The organism is Rhodanobacter sp. FW106-PBR-R2A-2-24 (genome assembly GCF_058789615.1).
The window spans coordinates 205,586-219,050 of record NZ_JBYTBV010000002.1; the positions used below are offsets into that span (position 1 = coordinate 205,586).

14 protein-coding genes and 1 tRNA gene are annotated in these 13,465 nt (G+C 68.1%); 3 read left to right on the forward strand and 12 right to left on the reverse strand.

The features are described from left to right. Nucleotides 1-75: 75 nt before the first annotated feature. From AC3WQA_RS02000 to AC3WQA_RS02020, 5 genes are all read right to left on the reverse strand, one after another. Complete coding sequence (locus tag AC3WQA_RS02000; RefSeq protein WP_492673427.1) at nucleotides 76-1,089, reverse strand: IS30 family transposase; 1,014 nt, start codon at nucleotides 1,087-1,089, stop codon at nucleotides 76-78. A gap of 135 nt (nucleotides 1,090-1,224) precedes the next feature. Then, a complete protein-coding gene (locus AC3WQA_RS02005) occupies nucleotides 1,225-1,659 on the reverse strand; it encodes a hypothetical protein (protein ID WP_492673442.1) in 435 nt (144 codons plus the stop codon). A 94-nt stretch (nucleotides 1,660-1,753) separates the two neighbouring features. After that, nucleotides 1,754-2,020 carry a hypothetical protein gene (locus AC3WQA_RS02010; RefSeq protein ID WP_492673443.1) on the reverse strand — a complete coding sequence of 89 codons (267 nt, stop codon included), beginning with the start codon at nucleotides 2,018-2,020 and terminating at the stop codon, nucleotides 1,754-1,756. Further along, nucleotides 2,017-2,949, reverse strand: a complete 933-nt coding sequence (locus tag AC3WQA_RS02015) for a rolling circle replication-associated protein (RefSeq protein ID WP_492673444.1) — start codon at nucleotides 2,947-2,949, stop codon at nucleotides 2,017-2,019. The genes AC3WQA_RS02010 and AC3WQA_RS02015 overlap by 4 nt, the downstream gene beginning before the upstream one ends. Then, nucleotides 2,939-3,613, reverse strand: a complete 675-nt coding sequence (locus tag AC3WQA_RS02020) for a DUF3653 domain-containing protein (RefSeq protein WP_492676299.1) — start codon at nucleotides 3,611-3,613, stop codon at nucleotides 2,939-2,941. The genes AC3WQA_RS02015 and AC3WQA_RS02020 overlap by 11 nt, the downstream gene beginning before the upstream one ends. A gap of 305 nt (nucleotides 3,614-3,918) precedes the next feature. Here AC3WQA_RS02020 and AC3WQA_RS02025 point away from each other — a divergent pair, with 305 nt between their 5' ends. After that, nucleotides 3,919-4,437, forward strand: coding sequence for an FHA domain-containing protein (locus AC3WQA_RS02025; protein WP_492673445.1), 519 nt, complete (start codon nucleotides 3,919-3,921; stop codon nucleotides 4,435-4,437). 10 nt (nucleotides 4,438-4,447) lie between these two features. Beyond that, nucleotides 4,448-6,190 carry a protein kinase domain-containing protein gene (locus AC3WQA_RS02030; protein ID WP_492673446.1) on the forward strand — a complete coding sequence of 581 codons (1,743 nt, stop codon included), beginning with the start codon at nucleotides 4,448-4,450 and terminating at the stop codon, nucleotides 6,188-6,190. 28 nt (nucleotides 6,191-6,218) lie between these two features. On the opposite strand, the gene AC3WQA_RS02035 is transcribed toward AC3WQA_RS02030, so the two are convergent. Continuing rightward, on the reverse strand, nucleotides 6,219-6,968 hold the full coding sequence (locus tag AC3WQA_RS02035; RefSeq protein WP_492673447.1) for a LysM peptidoglycan-binding domain-containing protein: 750 nt from the start codon (nucleotides 6,966-6,968) through the stop codon (nucleotides 6,219-6,221). 110 nt (nucleotides 6,969-7,078) lie between these two features. Further along, nucleotides 7,079-7,903: a PP2C family protein-serine/threonine phosphatase gene (locus tag AC3WQA_RS02040; RefSeq protein ID WP_492673448.1), complete on the reverse strand. Its 825-nt coding sequence runs from the start codon at nucleotides 7,901-7,903 to the stop codon at nucleotides 7,079-7,081. A gap of 365 nt (nucleotides 7,904-8,268) precedes the next feature. On the opposite strand from AC3WQA_RS02040, the gene xseA reads away from it, so the two are divergent. Next, entirely contained in the window at nucleotides 8,269-9,621 is a 1,353-nt protein-coding gene (xseA, locus tag AC3WQA_RS02045) for an exodeoxyribonuclease VII large subunit (RefSeq protein ID WP_492673449.1), read from the forward strand. 84 nt (nucleotides 9,622-9,705) lie between these two features. Here the strand turns inward: xseA and AC3WQA_RS02050 are convergent. The 5 genes from AC3WQA_RS02050 to AC3WQA_RS02070 all read right to left on the reverse strand — a co-directional run bounded on the left by AC3WQA_RS02050 (nucleotide 9,706) and on the right by AC3WQA_RS02070 (nucleotide 13,433). Further along, nucleotides 9,706-9,795: transfer RNA gene (locus AC3WQA_RS02050), tRNA-Ser, on the reverse strand. A 59-nt stretch (nucleotides 9,796-9,854) separates the two neighbouring features. Next, on the reverse strand, nucleotides 9,855-10,232 hold the full coding sequence (locus tag AC3WQA_RS02055) for an LrgA (RefSeq protein WP_492673450.1): 378 nt from the start codon (nucleotides 10,230-10,232) through the stop codon (nucleotides 9,855-9,857). Next, nucleotides 10,229-11,509, reverse strand: a complete 1,281-nt coding sequence (serS, locus tag AC3WQA_RS02060) for a serine--tRNA ligase (RefSeq protein WP_492673451.1) — start codon at nucleotides 11,507-11,509, stop codon at nucleotides 10,229-10,231. Before serS ends, AC3WQA_RS02055 begins: the two co-directional genes overlap by 4 nt. Before the next feature lie 161 nt (nucleotides 11,510-11,670). Continuing rightward, nucleotides 11,671-13,011, reverse strand: coding sequence for a replication-associated recombination protein A (locus tag AC3WQA_RS02065; RefSeq protein WP_492673452.1), 1,341 nt, complete (start codon nucleotides 13,009-13,011; stop codon nucleotides 11,671-11,673). Nucleotides 13,012-13,211: 200 nt separating this feature from the next. Then, nucleotides 13,212-13,433, reverse strand: coding sequence for a CopG family transcriptional regulator (locus tag AC3WQA_RS02070; RefSeq protein ID WP_136259976.1), 222 nt, complete (start codon nucleotides 13,431-13,433; stop codon nucleotides 13,212-13,214). Nucleotides 13,434-13,465: the final 32 nt, after the last annotated feature.

Consider the following 13,465-nt stretch of genomic DNA (forward strand, 5'->3'; position numbering starts at 1 on the left):
GCACCGTTACTGTCCGAAAGGATGGACGTTGGTGCGGATAAGGATGGGCGGTTTCAAGGTCCACGTGCAACATGATCAATGAATTGTTCCGGCGCTTGCTTCGGCGAGCCTCAGGTGGTCGTTGTAGACCTCCAGCGGGGTACGGAATTGATGACGCTTTCGCGGTCGGGTGTTGAGGCTGAGGGCGATCTGGTTGAGCTCGTCCTGGCTGTAGACCGACAGGTCGGTGCCCTTGGGCAGGTACTGTCGAAGCAGGCCATTGGTGTTCTCGTTGCTGCCGCGCTGCCAGGGGCTGTGCGGGTCGGCGAAGTACACCTGCACGCCGGTACGCAAGGTCAGGGCGTCGTGGTAGCTCATCTCCTTACCCTGGTCGTATGTCAGCGTCTTGCGCAAGGCTTCAGGGATGCTCTTCAGCGCCTTGCCAAAACTCTCCAGTACGTCGGCTGCGCTGGCGCTGCTCATCTTGGCCAGCACCACGAAGCCGCTGGTGCGTTCGACCAGTGTCCCCACGGACGAACGGTTGCCGGCGCCCTTGATCAGGTCGCCCTCCCAGTGTCCGGGAATCAAGCGATCCGCCACTTCCGGTGGACGTACGTGGATGCTCTGCATGTTCGGTATCTGGCCGCGTCGATCCATCCCGCGCGTGCGTGGCTTGCGCGTGCTGCGGCCTTGGCGCAGGCAGTCGATCAACTCCTTGCGCAGTTCGCCGCGCGGCACCAGGTACACCGCGGTGTAGATCGTTTCGTGAGACACCCGATAGCTCGCCGCGTCAGGAAAGGCCCTCGCCAGTATCCCGGCGATCTGCTCCGGCGACCAGCGTGCCCGCAACAGCGCCTGCACGGTTTCCCACAGCGCAGGGTCGTCCAGTTTTCGCGTCACGCGCGGTTTGCTCCGGCATTCCCGACTACGCTGATGCGCCGCCTGCGCCTTGTAGTTCGCCGGGTCGACACGTGCCCGGCGGCGCTCGCGACTGATCGTGCTCGTCGCACGTCCCAGCGAGCGGCCAATGGCACGCAGGCTGTCACCCGCCTCCAAGCGGCGCTGAATCTCCACTCGCTCTTCCAGGGTCAGTTCGTTGTACGTTCTCATCGCAACAGCCTATGTCAGAATCGGCAAGGTGTTGCACGTGGAGTTTGAGACGGCCATGGAAATTTGCCCCGGACGGACAAATGCCTGACTCAGACCCGGCGACGCCGTTCCTTATTTGTTTTACATAATAGAAGACTACGCGGCGCCATTCGGCGAACCTCCATGCTTCTCCGAATTATGCAGCCCATTATCTCCGGCCCGCAACATGTGCAATTTCTCGCCCCCGAATTCGGCCACGTCCTGCCGTAATTCCGTCTCACGGTCTGCGATTATCTGGCGCATTTTCTCCGGTGCGGCGAGATGCGCGAGGACGTAGACGTCGCCGGCACCGAGGGGCGGGCGGAAGTCGCCGAGCCGTTCCAGCGCAAGCAGACCGAGGCGGGCGGCCAGCTCATCGGCGAAGGCGTCCACGAAATCCGCCGGGGAGGCGTAGGGCGCGCCGTCGATCACCCACGGCTCCCCGGCGGGCGGGAGCAGGCCGGCGGCGGCGGCGTGGTAGGCCGCGAGGGCCAACCGGCAGGCGTCGCCCGGCGTGAAGAAGCGGCAGGCTGCCGCGTGGTCGATTTCCATGTAGCATGCTCCCGGGGCGCAACGCCCCTGTTGTGGTTGTACTCAGAGGCCCCCGGATAGCTCGCCAGCCGTCGGGGGCCTCGCCTTGTCCGGGCTACGCGCCCAGGTGTTCCAGTGCGTCCACGAACGCGCCGACCAGCGCGGCGCGCAGAGCCTCGCGGGGCGTTCCCGGTGGGGCGGCGATGAACGTATCCAGATAGGCCGAGGTGGCGGCGTTGACCACCTCCACCTCCCCGAACCCGTAGGCGCGGCGGGCGTCCGGGTCGCAGCTTCCCCCGGCCATCCAGTCGGCCGGCTGATCGTCGAACGGCGGCGGGCAGGCGCGGGGCGGGGCGCGGAGGATGAAGGGGTGCGGGTTCATTGCAGGGACTCCTTGCGGGTGATGGTGACCACGCCACGCTCGACGGCGACACGCCACGGGGTAGGCAGCAGCTCGCCGGTGACCAGATCGACGAAGCCGCCGGCCACGCGCTGATACTTCGGCCAGCCCTTGGCGGCGTAGGCGTCGGCGTAGGCGGCCCAGAGGTCGGCTTCCTCGCGTTGGCGAATTTCCTCTTGCGCGCGGGCATCCCACCACGCGTCCGACCCTTCCCACGTCGCCGGGTCGTCGGGGTCTTCGTCGAAGCGGGGCGGGGGTGCGCCGGCAAGGAACGCTTCATCGCACAAGACCTGACGGCGGGCCAGCGCCTCCCGACGCTCCTCCTCCGCGAGCCACGCCTCGACGTGGCGCGCGTCGTCGGCCTGCTTGAGCCACCACGGGGCCATGCTCTGGCGCAGGGCGACGCGGCTCACGGGGTTGTGGCCGCCGTTGCCGTGCAGGCGCACGCCCTTCTTGAGGCGCTTCAAGTCGGCCGGCGTGGTCTTGGTGGCGTACTTGACCATGTAGCCGACCGGGTTGCGGGCCGTCTCGATGTTGCTCATGCCGTACGGCCACCAGCCGCAGGCGTCCGGGCGCGGCAGGCGCAGGCGGCGCGGCACCCAGAGCAGGACGTGATAGTGCAGCGCCCCGCGCTTCTGCGTCTCGGCCACCCACACATACAGGCAGCGGCTGCCCCGGCGGGCCATCCACTGGCGGAGGTTCTTCACGAACTCGCTGATGTGGCGGCGCTGCCAGTCGCCGCCGTCGCGGTAGGTGAGGGTGATGAAGGTCTTGCGGTAGGCGGAGCGGCCGAGACGGTCGGAGTCGAAGGCGGCTTGCTGTTCGTGGAGCCGGGCGGCCTCGCGGACGGAGGCGCGAAGCCGGCCGACGCGGGCCTTCTTGGGGTCGATGACGAGAGCCTCAGCGAGCACGGGGCACCTCGCGGGACGCCTTGCGGGGCTTGGGCTGGACGGGGTGACGTGTCACTTGTTTAAGAGAGCTGACAAGCCCCGCGCCTTGCGGCGCCGAGCTGCGCCCCCGCCCATGACGGCGCCCGCCCGGCACCGCGCCGAGGCGGCCGGCGCCTGCGGCGTCCCCGGTAGCCTCGGCGGCGGCCGGGGCGGCGAGTCGCGGGGACGGGAGCGGCGCAGCACTGGCCACGGCACGGCGAGGGCGTGGCCTCGGCAACAGCGGTTTGCCGGGGGGCGGTGACGTGGTAAGGGCTTCGCTGGGCGCCGCGTGCCGCATGGACGGCAGGGCTTCGGACGTTTCGAGATCAAGAGCGCCACCGCAGGGGGCTGCGCCCCCCACACCCCCCTGCGGGCTCCCCAGCGGCAAGGTGGGCGCGGAACCCGAAACAGGTGCTGTGCACCTGCCCCGGCTTCCGCTGACGGACGGCGCGATGCTGGACGGGGAGGGGCGGCTCTGACGCCAGAACCGGGCTTGCTCGCAGGTGATCCACCACGCCCGCATGGTGTCCAGGCGGAAGGTGCGCCCGGCGGGATCGTGCAGGCCCAGCCGGTTGAGCGTCCAGCCGGCCCAGTCGTCGCACAGCGCGCCGAGGTCGCCCAAGCGCAGGAGGCGCAGCAGGCGCACGGTGCTGAACGGGATGCAGGAACGACCGGCCTCCCAGTGGTAGACCGTACGCAGGCCGACGCCGAGGAAGGCCGCGCACGCTTGGCGCGACAAAGCGCAGCTGCGGCGCAGCTCGCGGAAGCCCTCAGGGCTGACATGCCAGACCCGGTGACGCCGTGTCTTGCTTGGTTGACATAATATACATTATGCGAAATTAAAGGAGCCTCATTCCGCCGGTATCCCTGCCGATGATCCATGTGCCGACTACGCCAGTTTCACAGCTGGTTTTGGCTATAGTGGCGCACCGATAAACCAATGGGCTCGTCATGGAATCGAACAAACCGCCACGCACTGCTGGTCCCCAGGGGACGCGACTGTTCTCGGCCGACGAGTTGAGCCAGTTGCGGGAACAGGCGAACAGCGCTGACGAAGCGATCAGCGATCGCGCCAGCGTTCAGGAGCCGATGCTCGAAGGTGTTGGCGAGGGCAACCAGGGCCGCCGTTACCGCGTGCGGCCGGGGCGTCAGACGATTGGCCGGCGTACCGACAACGACATCGTGATCGACGAGCCCAGCGTGTCGGCGTCACACGCGTGGATCATGAATCAGCAGGGCCACTACGTCATCATGAATACGCTGTCCACCAACGGCACGTTCGTGAATGGCAAGCGCGTGCACGAGTCGGAGCTCAATCACGGCGATCGCATCCGGCTGGGTTCGGCCGAGTTCGTGTTCCTTACCAGCGACAAGAATCTGGCCGGCGGCAACCACCGGATGCTGCTTGGCCTGGGTCTGGGGCTGCTGGTGTTGGCGGCGGTCGCGGCCGTGACGTGGTGGTTGTTCTGAAGGCATGCCCGTGAACACCCACGCCCTGCCCCTGCCCCGCAAGATCGGTCGCTACCGGGTCGATGGCGTGCTGGGCGAAGGCGCGACGGCAGTGGTCTACGCCGGGTTCGACCCGGACATCCAGCGCCAAATGGCGATCAAGTGCCTGCACCGCCACGCCGTGGCCGATATCGAGTACAGCCGGCGTTTTCTCGCCGAGGCGCGCGCCGCCGGCCATCTGGTGCATCCCAATATCGTCACCATTTTCGATGCGGGCGAAACGGAAGATGGCCGCCCATACATTGCGATGGAGCGTCTGAGCGGCCAGACGCTGTCCGCACGGGTCAGCAAGGAAGGCCTGCCGCCCTTGCCCATGATTATCGAGCTGGCCAGCCAGATGGCGGCGGCGCTGGATTACGCGCATGCCCACGGCGTCATCCATCATGACGTCAAGCCGGAAAACATCATGCTGGCCGATGGCTGGCATTACGCCAAGCTCAGCGACTTCGGCATCGCCCAGCGCAGTGGGCCGACCGCGACCGATGGCGAGTACGGTGGTACGCCGGTGTACATGGCGCTGGAACGCCTGCGTGGCGAACAGGACGATGCCCGCAGCGACCTGTTTTCGCTGGGCGTGATCCTGTATTGGCTGGTGGCCGGCAAGCTGCCATGGCGTGAGCTGGTGGATGTGCCGCGGCTGATCCGCGAACGCATGCGAACGCCGCACCCGCCGATCGAGCCGATCGACCCGGCCACCCCGGCGGTGCTGATCGACGTCGTGCGCACCTTGCTCGCCCCTACGCCCGAGGCGCGCTATCAGAGCGCCGCCGAGGTGTTGAACGACCTGCGCCAGGCACGCCGCGAATTCGAGCGCCTGCACGACAAGCCACTTGCCAATCGCATCATCTCGCTGCGCCTGCGCTGGGCCGCCGCGCTGGGCACCACGATCTGCCTGGTGCTGCTGGTTGGGCTGGCCACGATCTACGCCAAGCAGCGCAGCGCGGTCTCCGGGTTGGCGCTGGATTTCGGCGATTCCATCAGTCGCATGGTCGCCAGCGAGGCCGCGGAAAACCTCGTGCTCGGCGACCAGCCGGCCACCCGCGCGCTGGTGCAGGACGTGGCACGCAATCGCCAGATCCGTTACCTCGCCATTGCCGATCGGCTCGGCAACGTGGTGGCCAGCACGCGCGCCGGCGAGGCGGGACACCCGCTGACCGCGCCCAAGGGAGAGAAACTGGCATCCCGCGCCGAGGGCGTGGACAGCTACCAGGGGCAGCCCGATTCGCACGGCGGCGACGGCCTGCTGCTGTTCGATACCCCGATCCGCTACCAGGTCAAACAGGTGGGCGAACTGCGCTTGGGCGTCAGCGATGCGCCGCTGCGTTCGGCCCAGCACACCACGCTGGGCGTCATCCTGGCCGTGCTGCTGCTGACGTTGGCGGCGGTGGTGGGCGCCGCCTACTGGCTGTTCCGCCGGCCGTTCGCCATGCTTGATGCGTTGCGCGACGCCATGTTGCGGGTGGGCCGTGGCGACTTCCTCCATCGCATCCGGATGGTGCGCCACGATGAACTCGGGCAGTTGTTTGCCGCCTTCAACCTGATGAACAGCGCGCTGCAGGCGCGCCAGCAGCATCAGGCCGCGCCCACTTCCCTGCCCCAGGTGGCGGTCGTCAAACCGGTCATGCAGCCCACGCGCATTCCCGCACCGGTCGCGTCGAAAGCGGAGGTGCCGCCGCCGGCAACCAGTCCGCGCACGGGACATTCGCACAAGTAGGCGCGGCGCACGTCCGGCGGCCGGATGGTCAAAATTGCTTGAGCCGTTGCTTTAGTTCCAGCGCGCGCGCGCGATAGACCGTGGCCGGCTCATAGCTCGGGTCGATGGCGAGGATGTGATCCCACAAGGCGATGGCCGCATCCAGGTTCTGGTCGCGGTACAGCACGATGGCGCGCTGGTGATAGGCGTCGATCAATTGCTGGCGCAGTGAGGCGATTTGCGCCGTGGCCGGCTTGAGTCGCGGGTCGAGCGAAAGCGCTTCGTCCATCGCCGTCAACGCCTTGCCCTTGTGCCCTTGCGCAAGCATGGCCGTGGCCGCGTGCTGCAGGCGCTGCACCTTGGCGCCCGTGGATTCGGCGGCGGGTGTCGTGGTGTCGACAGCCGGCGCTGCCGTGCCCGACGCCGATGCCGGCAGACGCAGGGTTTGTCCCGTCAGCAGCATCGAGGGATCAGTCGCGTGGTTGTAGCGCGCCAGGACCAGGAACCGCCGCGCGCTGCCGAGGTGGCGCGCCGCCAGCGTGCTGTAGGAATCACCCGCCTGCACGACGTATTCGCGTGAGGCCTTGCCCAGCTCGCGCGCCGGGTCGACGGTCAGCTGGTGCATCATGGCCTTGGCGCCGCGATCGTCCGGATGTGCGGCGAGCAAGTCGCGCAGGGCTTGCTCGCCTTCGGTGTAGTGGCCATGCAGCAAGTATTGGTCGATGATCTCGCGCAGCGTCAGCACCGGACGCGGTGCCGGTGCGGGCGCAGCCACCGGTGCCGGTACCGGTGGTGGCACTGGCGCTTTTTTCGCGGCTTGCGGCGTGCATCCCACCAGTGCGGCAAGCAGCAGTGGCGCGCAGCACCGGGCAAGGCCAGTGCCGTGAAGGGGCCAGCGGCGGAACATCATCATGGGTTGCCATTGTCAGTCAGGGTGGAGTCGTCGATGGCATGCTGGCCGTAGGTTGGACGCAGCGCCTCCCGCAGGCGCTCGCCGCAGCGCCGCATCCAGCCGCCGCCCACCTGCACGAGGATCAGCGCGGCATTGTCGCCGGCCTCGCCGCCACGCGAGGTGGCCAGCAGCAAGGCCTCGTGCAAGGCTCCAGTCTGGTCGCGGCGCAGCGAAAGCCGGCGCAGTTCCTGGGTGGATAGCCACGCCCACACGCCGTCGCTGCATAGCGCGAAACTCTGCCCGGGGCGCAGCCGTGCGCTGCCGTGTTCGACCACGGGGGGCTGCTCGCCGCCCAAGCCGCGCAGCAGCACGTGCTGGTCGGGGTCGCTGGCAAGCTGTGCGGGTGTGATTTCGCCGCGTTCGAGCTTGCGCTGGGAAAGGCTGTGATCGAGGGTGCGGCCAAGGCAGCGCCGTCCCTGGAAGCGGTACAGGCGGCTGTCGCCGACATGAGCCCAATAGGCCTGCTTTCCACGCAGGAGCAGCGCGACCACGGTGGAATGCGGCTCACCGGCACGCAATCCCTCGCGACGGCGGATCAATTCCGCGTGCGCCTCCTGGCACAGCGTCTCGAGAAAAAAGGAGCCGGGCTGGTTGCGCCATTGCGCCCGAATCCACAATTGCCGGGCGGCCTTGATGACGCCGTTGGCCGCCAGCTCGCCAGCACCGTCGCCACCCATGCCATCGGCCAACACCAGCAAGCGGGTGTCGGTCGCCGGGTCGTGCATGCAGGCCACGGCATCCTGCTGGGTCTCGCGACCGCCGCGCGCACGCCCGATCGCCATTTTCGGCAAGCTCTGGGAATCTATTGCCTGATCCACCCGCCCTCCTGCCCGCTTGCCGGAAAAGTCGCCTGCCGTCGCCGACCGGCCCATCGCCCACCCGGAGACTTGGGTACGTGGGTGGCGGCAACCATCTGGACTTTTCGCCTCGCACGGTTCTACCGCCCAAGCACCTGGACGGCAAGCTTATCGTCATTCGCGAGGTACCGACAAAGGCCGGTCTGCCCAGCCGCCGGTGAGCGGATCACATCCGGTGGACGCCCTTGGCTGCCGTGCTTGCGGCGTCTCAGGCAATACCTGCGAAACACTCGCCAAGCCACTGTAATGCAAGCCTCCAGCATGTGCAGTCGTGCTAGGCTCCCGCCTTCATGCACGCGCCCGACGCCACCTCGCCACCTCGCCATATCCTCACTCCCAGCACGTTGAACCGGCTGGTGCGCGGGCTGCTGGAAGATGCCCTGGCGCTGGTGTGGATCGAGGGCGAACTCTCCAACGTGGCGCGCCCCGCCTCCGGGCATCTCTACTTCACGCTGAAGGACAGCGGCGCCCAGGTGCGCTGCGCGATGTTCCGCCTCAAGAGTGCCGCGCTGCGCTTCAAGCCCGTGGACGGCATGCAGGTGCTGCTGCGCGCCCGCGTTGGCCTGTACGAACCACGCGGCGATTACCAGCTCGTCGCCGAGCACATGGAGCCGGCCGGCGAAGGCGCGCTGCAACGTGAATTCGAGCAGTTGAAGGCCAAGCTCGACGCCGAAGGCCTGTTCGACCCCACGCGCAAGCGCCCCCTGCCCCGCTATGCGCGGCGCATCGGCGTCATCACCTCGGCCACTGGCGCCGCCATCCACGACGTGCTCAGCGTGCTCGCGCGGCGCTGGCCACTGGCCGAGGTGGACGTGCTGCCGGTGCCGGTGCAGGGCCGCGAGGCGCCGCCCGCCATCGTGGCCATGCTGGACAAGGCTTCGAAGTCGGCGCGTTTCGACGTGCTGCTGGTCACCCGCGGCGGCGGCTCGCTGGAGGATCTGTGGGCGTTCAACGACGAGTCCGTCGCGCGCGCCATTCATGCCTGCGCGATACCGGTGGTCAGCGCCGTGGGCCACGAAGTGGATTTCTCCATCGCCGACTTCGTCGCCGATCTGCGTGCCCCCACGCCCTCGGCCGCCGCCGAGCTGCTGGTGCCGGATGCGCAGGCCATGACGCGTCAGTTGTATCAGCTGCAGCAACGCCTCGGCACGCTGCAACAGCGTCGGCTGCAGGCACTCATCCAGCGCGCGGATCACCTCGCCGCCCGCCTGCAGGCCCAGCGCCCGCAGGCCCGCCTGGTGCGCGACCGTGAGCGGCTCGCCCATCTGCGCCATCGCCTGCTCGTGGTGCAGCGCGAGCAGCGGCAAGCCGAACGCGCGCGGCTGGATCATCTGCACGCGCGCCTCCTGGCCTGCCACCCGCAACAGCGGCTCGCCTGGCTGCAACGCCAGCTGGCCGAACAGCTTAGGCGCCTGCGCCAGGCCATCACGCACCGATTGGAACGCGAACGGCAGGCCCTGCAGCAGGCCGCCCGTGCCCTGCACACGGTGAGCCCACTGGCCACGCTGGAGCGCGGCTACGCGATCCTGTTCGACGCGAACGGAAGGGTGCTGCGCACGGCGCAAGGCGTCGAACCCGGCGCCGCGCTGCGCGCACGCCTGACGGATGGGGAATTGACGCTGCGGGTGGATGACCGACCCTGAGAGCCTGGCCTCGCGGCGGAATCGCCAGGGCAGCCTGCATGGCACGTGCGGTTGCGCAGTGCTGGTGCCAGGTGTCGCCGGAAATGGCGGAGAGAGTGGGATTCGAACCCACGGTAGGCTTGCACCTACGGCAGTTTTCAAGACTGCTGCCTTAAACCGCTCGGCCATCTCTCCGCTGTTGTTTTCCGTCGGAGTCAGCAACGGCGTTGCTGACTCCGGGGGGCGACATGCTATCAGGTCTGCCCGGTCGTCTTGCCCGTGCGGCCCTTGCGCGAGAGCGCGACCAGTGCCACCACGGTGATGATGACGGGAACCAGCGCGCCGGCCAGTGCGAACAGCACGGCCGGGTGGCGTACCGTGACCGGCACCAGTTGGGTGGCGGCGGCGTAGCTGACGATGGCAAGGCGCAGCGCGCGACTGCGGCGGGCGGCCCACGGACTGACGGCAATCAGCACCAGGGCGACGCTGCCCAGCACGATGTCCAGCCGGGGCACCGACCACACTTCGGCGAAACCGAGACGGGTAAGGATCACGCTGGCAAGCACGGCGAGCAAAAAGTAGCTCGACCAGAACTCGACCTTGTTCCAGCCTGGCGCAGCCGGCGCGTTCACGCGATGCGCTCCGCGCCGCCCATGTACGGGCGCAGCACCTCGGGCACGCTGATCGAGCCGTCGGCGTTCTGATAGTTCTCCATCACCGCCACCAGGGTGCGGCCCACGGCGAGGCCGGAGCCGTTGAGCGTGTGCACCAGCTCGGGCTTGCCGGTGGCGGGGTTGCGCCAGCGCGCCTGCATGCGGCGGGCCTGGAAGTCCTCGCAATTGGAGCAGCTGGAGATTTCGCGATACATGTCCTGGCTGGGTAGCCACACTTCGAGGTCGTAGGTCTTCACCGCGGTGAAACCCATGTCGCCACCGCACAGCAGCACCTTGCGGTACGGCAGGCCGAGCTTTTGCAGCACGGCTTCGGCGTGGCCGACCATTTCCTCCAACTGCGCGTGCGATTCCTCGGGCTTGCTGATCTGCACCATCTCGACCTTCTCGAACTGATGCTGGCGGATCATGCCGCGGGTGTCGCGGCCGTAGCTGCCGGCCTCGGCGCGGAAACACAGCGTGTGCGCGGTGAGCCGCAACGGCAGCGCGTCGGCGTCCTGGATCGTGTCGCGCATCAGGTTGGTGAGCGTCACCTCGGCGGTGGGTGTGAGATAGCGCCGGGACTCGCCTACGGTGGTGGCAAACAGATCCTCCTCGAACTTCGGCAGCTGGCCGGTGCCCTGCATGGTGTCGGCGTTGACCAGCACCGGCAGGTTGCATTCGAGATAAGCGTGCTCGCCGGTGTGCAGGTTGAGCATGAACTGCGCGAGCGCGCGATGCAGCCGCGCCAGCTCGCCGCGCAGCACGGTGAAGCGCGCGCCGGAGAGCTTGGCGCCGGCATCGGCATCCAGCCAGCCGTGGCGGGCGCCGAGGTCGACATGATCCTTGATGGCGAAGTCGAACGTGCGCGGCGTGCCCCAGCGCAGTTGCTCGACGTTGTCGTGCTCGTCCTTGCCCAGCGGCACGGAGGCGTGCGGCAGGTTCGGGATGCCCAGTGCGATGGCGGCGAGCCTGGCCTGCACGTCCGCCAGCGCCGCCTCGTTGGCCTTGAGCTGGTCGCCCAGTCCGGCGACCTCGGCCATCAGCGGCGCGACGTCCTCGCCCTTGGCCTTGGCCTGGCCGATCGCCTTGGAGCGGGTGTTGCGCAGGTTCTGCAAGTCCTGCGTCTCGGTGGCGAGGCGCTTGCGCTCGGTTTCCAGCGCTTCCACGGTGGACACATCGAGCACGAAGCCGCGGGTTTCCTTGAGGCGCGCCGCGGTTTCGGCGAGGTGCGAGCGCAACAAAGCGGGATCGAGCATGTGAAGTGTCCAGTCAGCGGTCGAAAGCCCGGATTATCGCTTTCGGGCGTGCCGCGCCGCAACGCGAGCGCGCCGGCGTGACGGTAGGAGCCCGCCAGCGGGCTCCTACCCACAAGACCAAAGCATCGCCCGTGAGCGGGCGCCTGCCCCCGAGGCGTGGGTCAACCCTTGCCGCGAGCCTTGCGCCGGGCTGCACGCAGCGCCGTGAGCTTCTCGCGCAGCTGGATTTCCAGCCCGCGCTCCACCGGCTCGTAGTACACGGTGCCGTCCAGCGCATCGGGCAGGCATTGCTGATCCAGCGCGATGCCGCCTTCGGCATCGTGGTCGTACTGGTAGCCCTTGCCGTAGCCCAGACCCTTCATCAGCTTGGTGGGCGCGTTGCGCAGGTGCATCGGGACGTCCAGCGTGCCCGTACCCTGCACGGCGGCGCGGGCCTGGTTCCAGGCCATGTAGGCGGCGTTGCTCTTGGGCGCCACCGCCAGCCAGATCGCGAGCTGGGCCAGGCCCAGTTCGCCCTCGGGGCTGCCGAGGCGCTCGTAGGTGTCCCAGGCATCCAGCGCCATGCGCCAGGCGCGCGGCTCGGCCAGGCCCACGTCCTCCACTGCCATGCGGGTCATGCGGCGGGCGAGGTAGCGCGGATCGCAGCCGCCGTCGAGCATGCGCGCCAGCCAGTACACGGCGGCGTCGGGGTCGGAGGAGCGCACCGATTTGTGCAGCGCCGAGATCTGGTCGTAGAACTGCTCGCCCTGTTTGTCGAAGCGGCGCGTGCGGTCGGCCAGCACCTGTTCCAGCGTGGCCTGGTCGATCTTGCCGTCTTCAGCGAGTTCGGCGGCGATTTCCAGCAGGGTGAGCGCGCGGCGCACGTCGCCATCGGCGGCCTGGGCGATCAGCTGCAGCGAGGCGTCGTCCACCTGCAGTTGCTGTGCACCAAGGCCGCGTTCCGCATCCGCCAGCGCGCGTTTGAGCGCGGCGACGATGTCGTCGGCCGACACCGCCTCCAGCACGTGCACGCGGCAACGCGAGAGCAGCGCGGAGTTCAGCTCGAACGAGGGGTTCTCGGTGGTGGCGCCCACGAACAGGATCACGCCGCGCTCGATGTGCGGCAGGAAGGCGTCCTGCTGGGTCTTGTTGAAGCGGTGCACCTCGTCCACGAACAGCACGGTGCGCCGGCCCCGGGCGAAGTTGCCCTCCGCCTCGGCCAGCGCCTTGCGCACCTCGGGCAGGCCACAGAGCACGGCGGAAATCGCCTTGAAATCCGCCTCAGCGCCTTGCGCCACCAGCAGCGCCAGCGTGGTCTTGCCGCAACCGGGCGGCCCCCACAACACCATGGAGTGCGGCTTGCCGGCTTCCAGCGCGCGGCGCAGCGCACTGCCCTCGGCCACCAGCCGGCGCTGGCCGACGATCTCGTCGAGGCTGCGCGGGCGCATGCGTTCGGCCAGCGGCTTGAGCGCATCGGGCTCGGCGAACAGGCCGGCGCCGGGTGTGGGAACGGGACGGGGCATGCCCGCATGATACGTCATGCCGCCGCTGGCCCATGGAGTGGCAGCCGGCTATCGGGGCCACGCTGCCGCGTGCCGGGTCGGGTGCTCAACGAAGCCAATATTTGTCCGGGCGGCGACCGGCCCGCCGCCACGCTGTTTCCCGTCGTTCTTTCCGGCTCCATCCCTGCAGCCATGGCACCGACACATGACGCTGGCAGCCGCTAGCGCGTCCGCGGCTTTTTGGCTGCAGTCGCGGTCTTTTCAGCAAGGTTGTATTCGCTTTGCCAGGAGTGCCCGGACTTCTGCTCGATATAGTCCCGGATCAGCTGGCGCACCACCTGCGACGGCGTGGTGTCGTCTGCCGCACACAAGCGCTCGAACACCGCCTTCTTGCGCGGATCGATCAGGACAGTCAGGCGGGCCGTACGGATTTCTGTTGGCATGCGAGTATCACCGGCTGTACACTAGATCATCA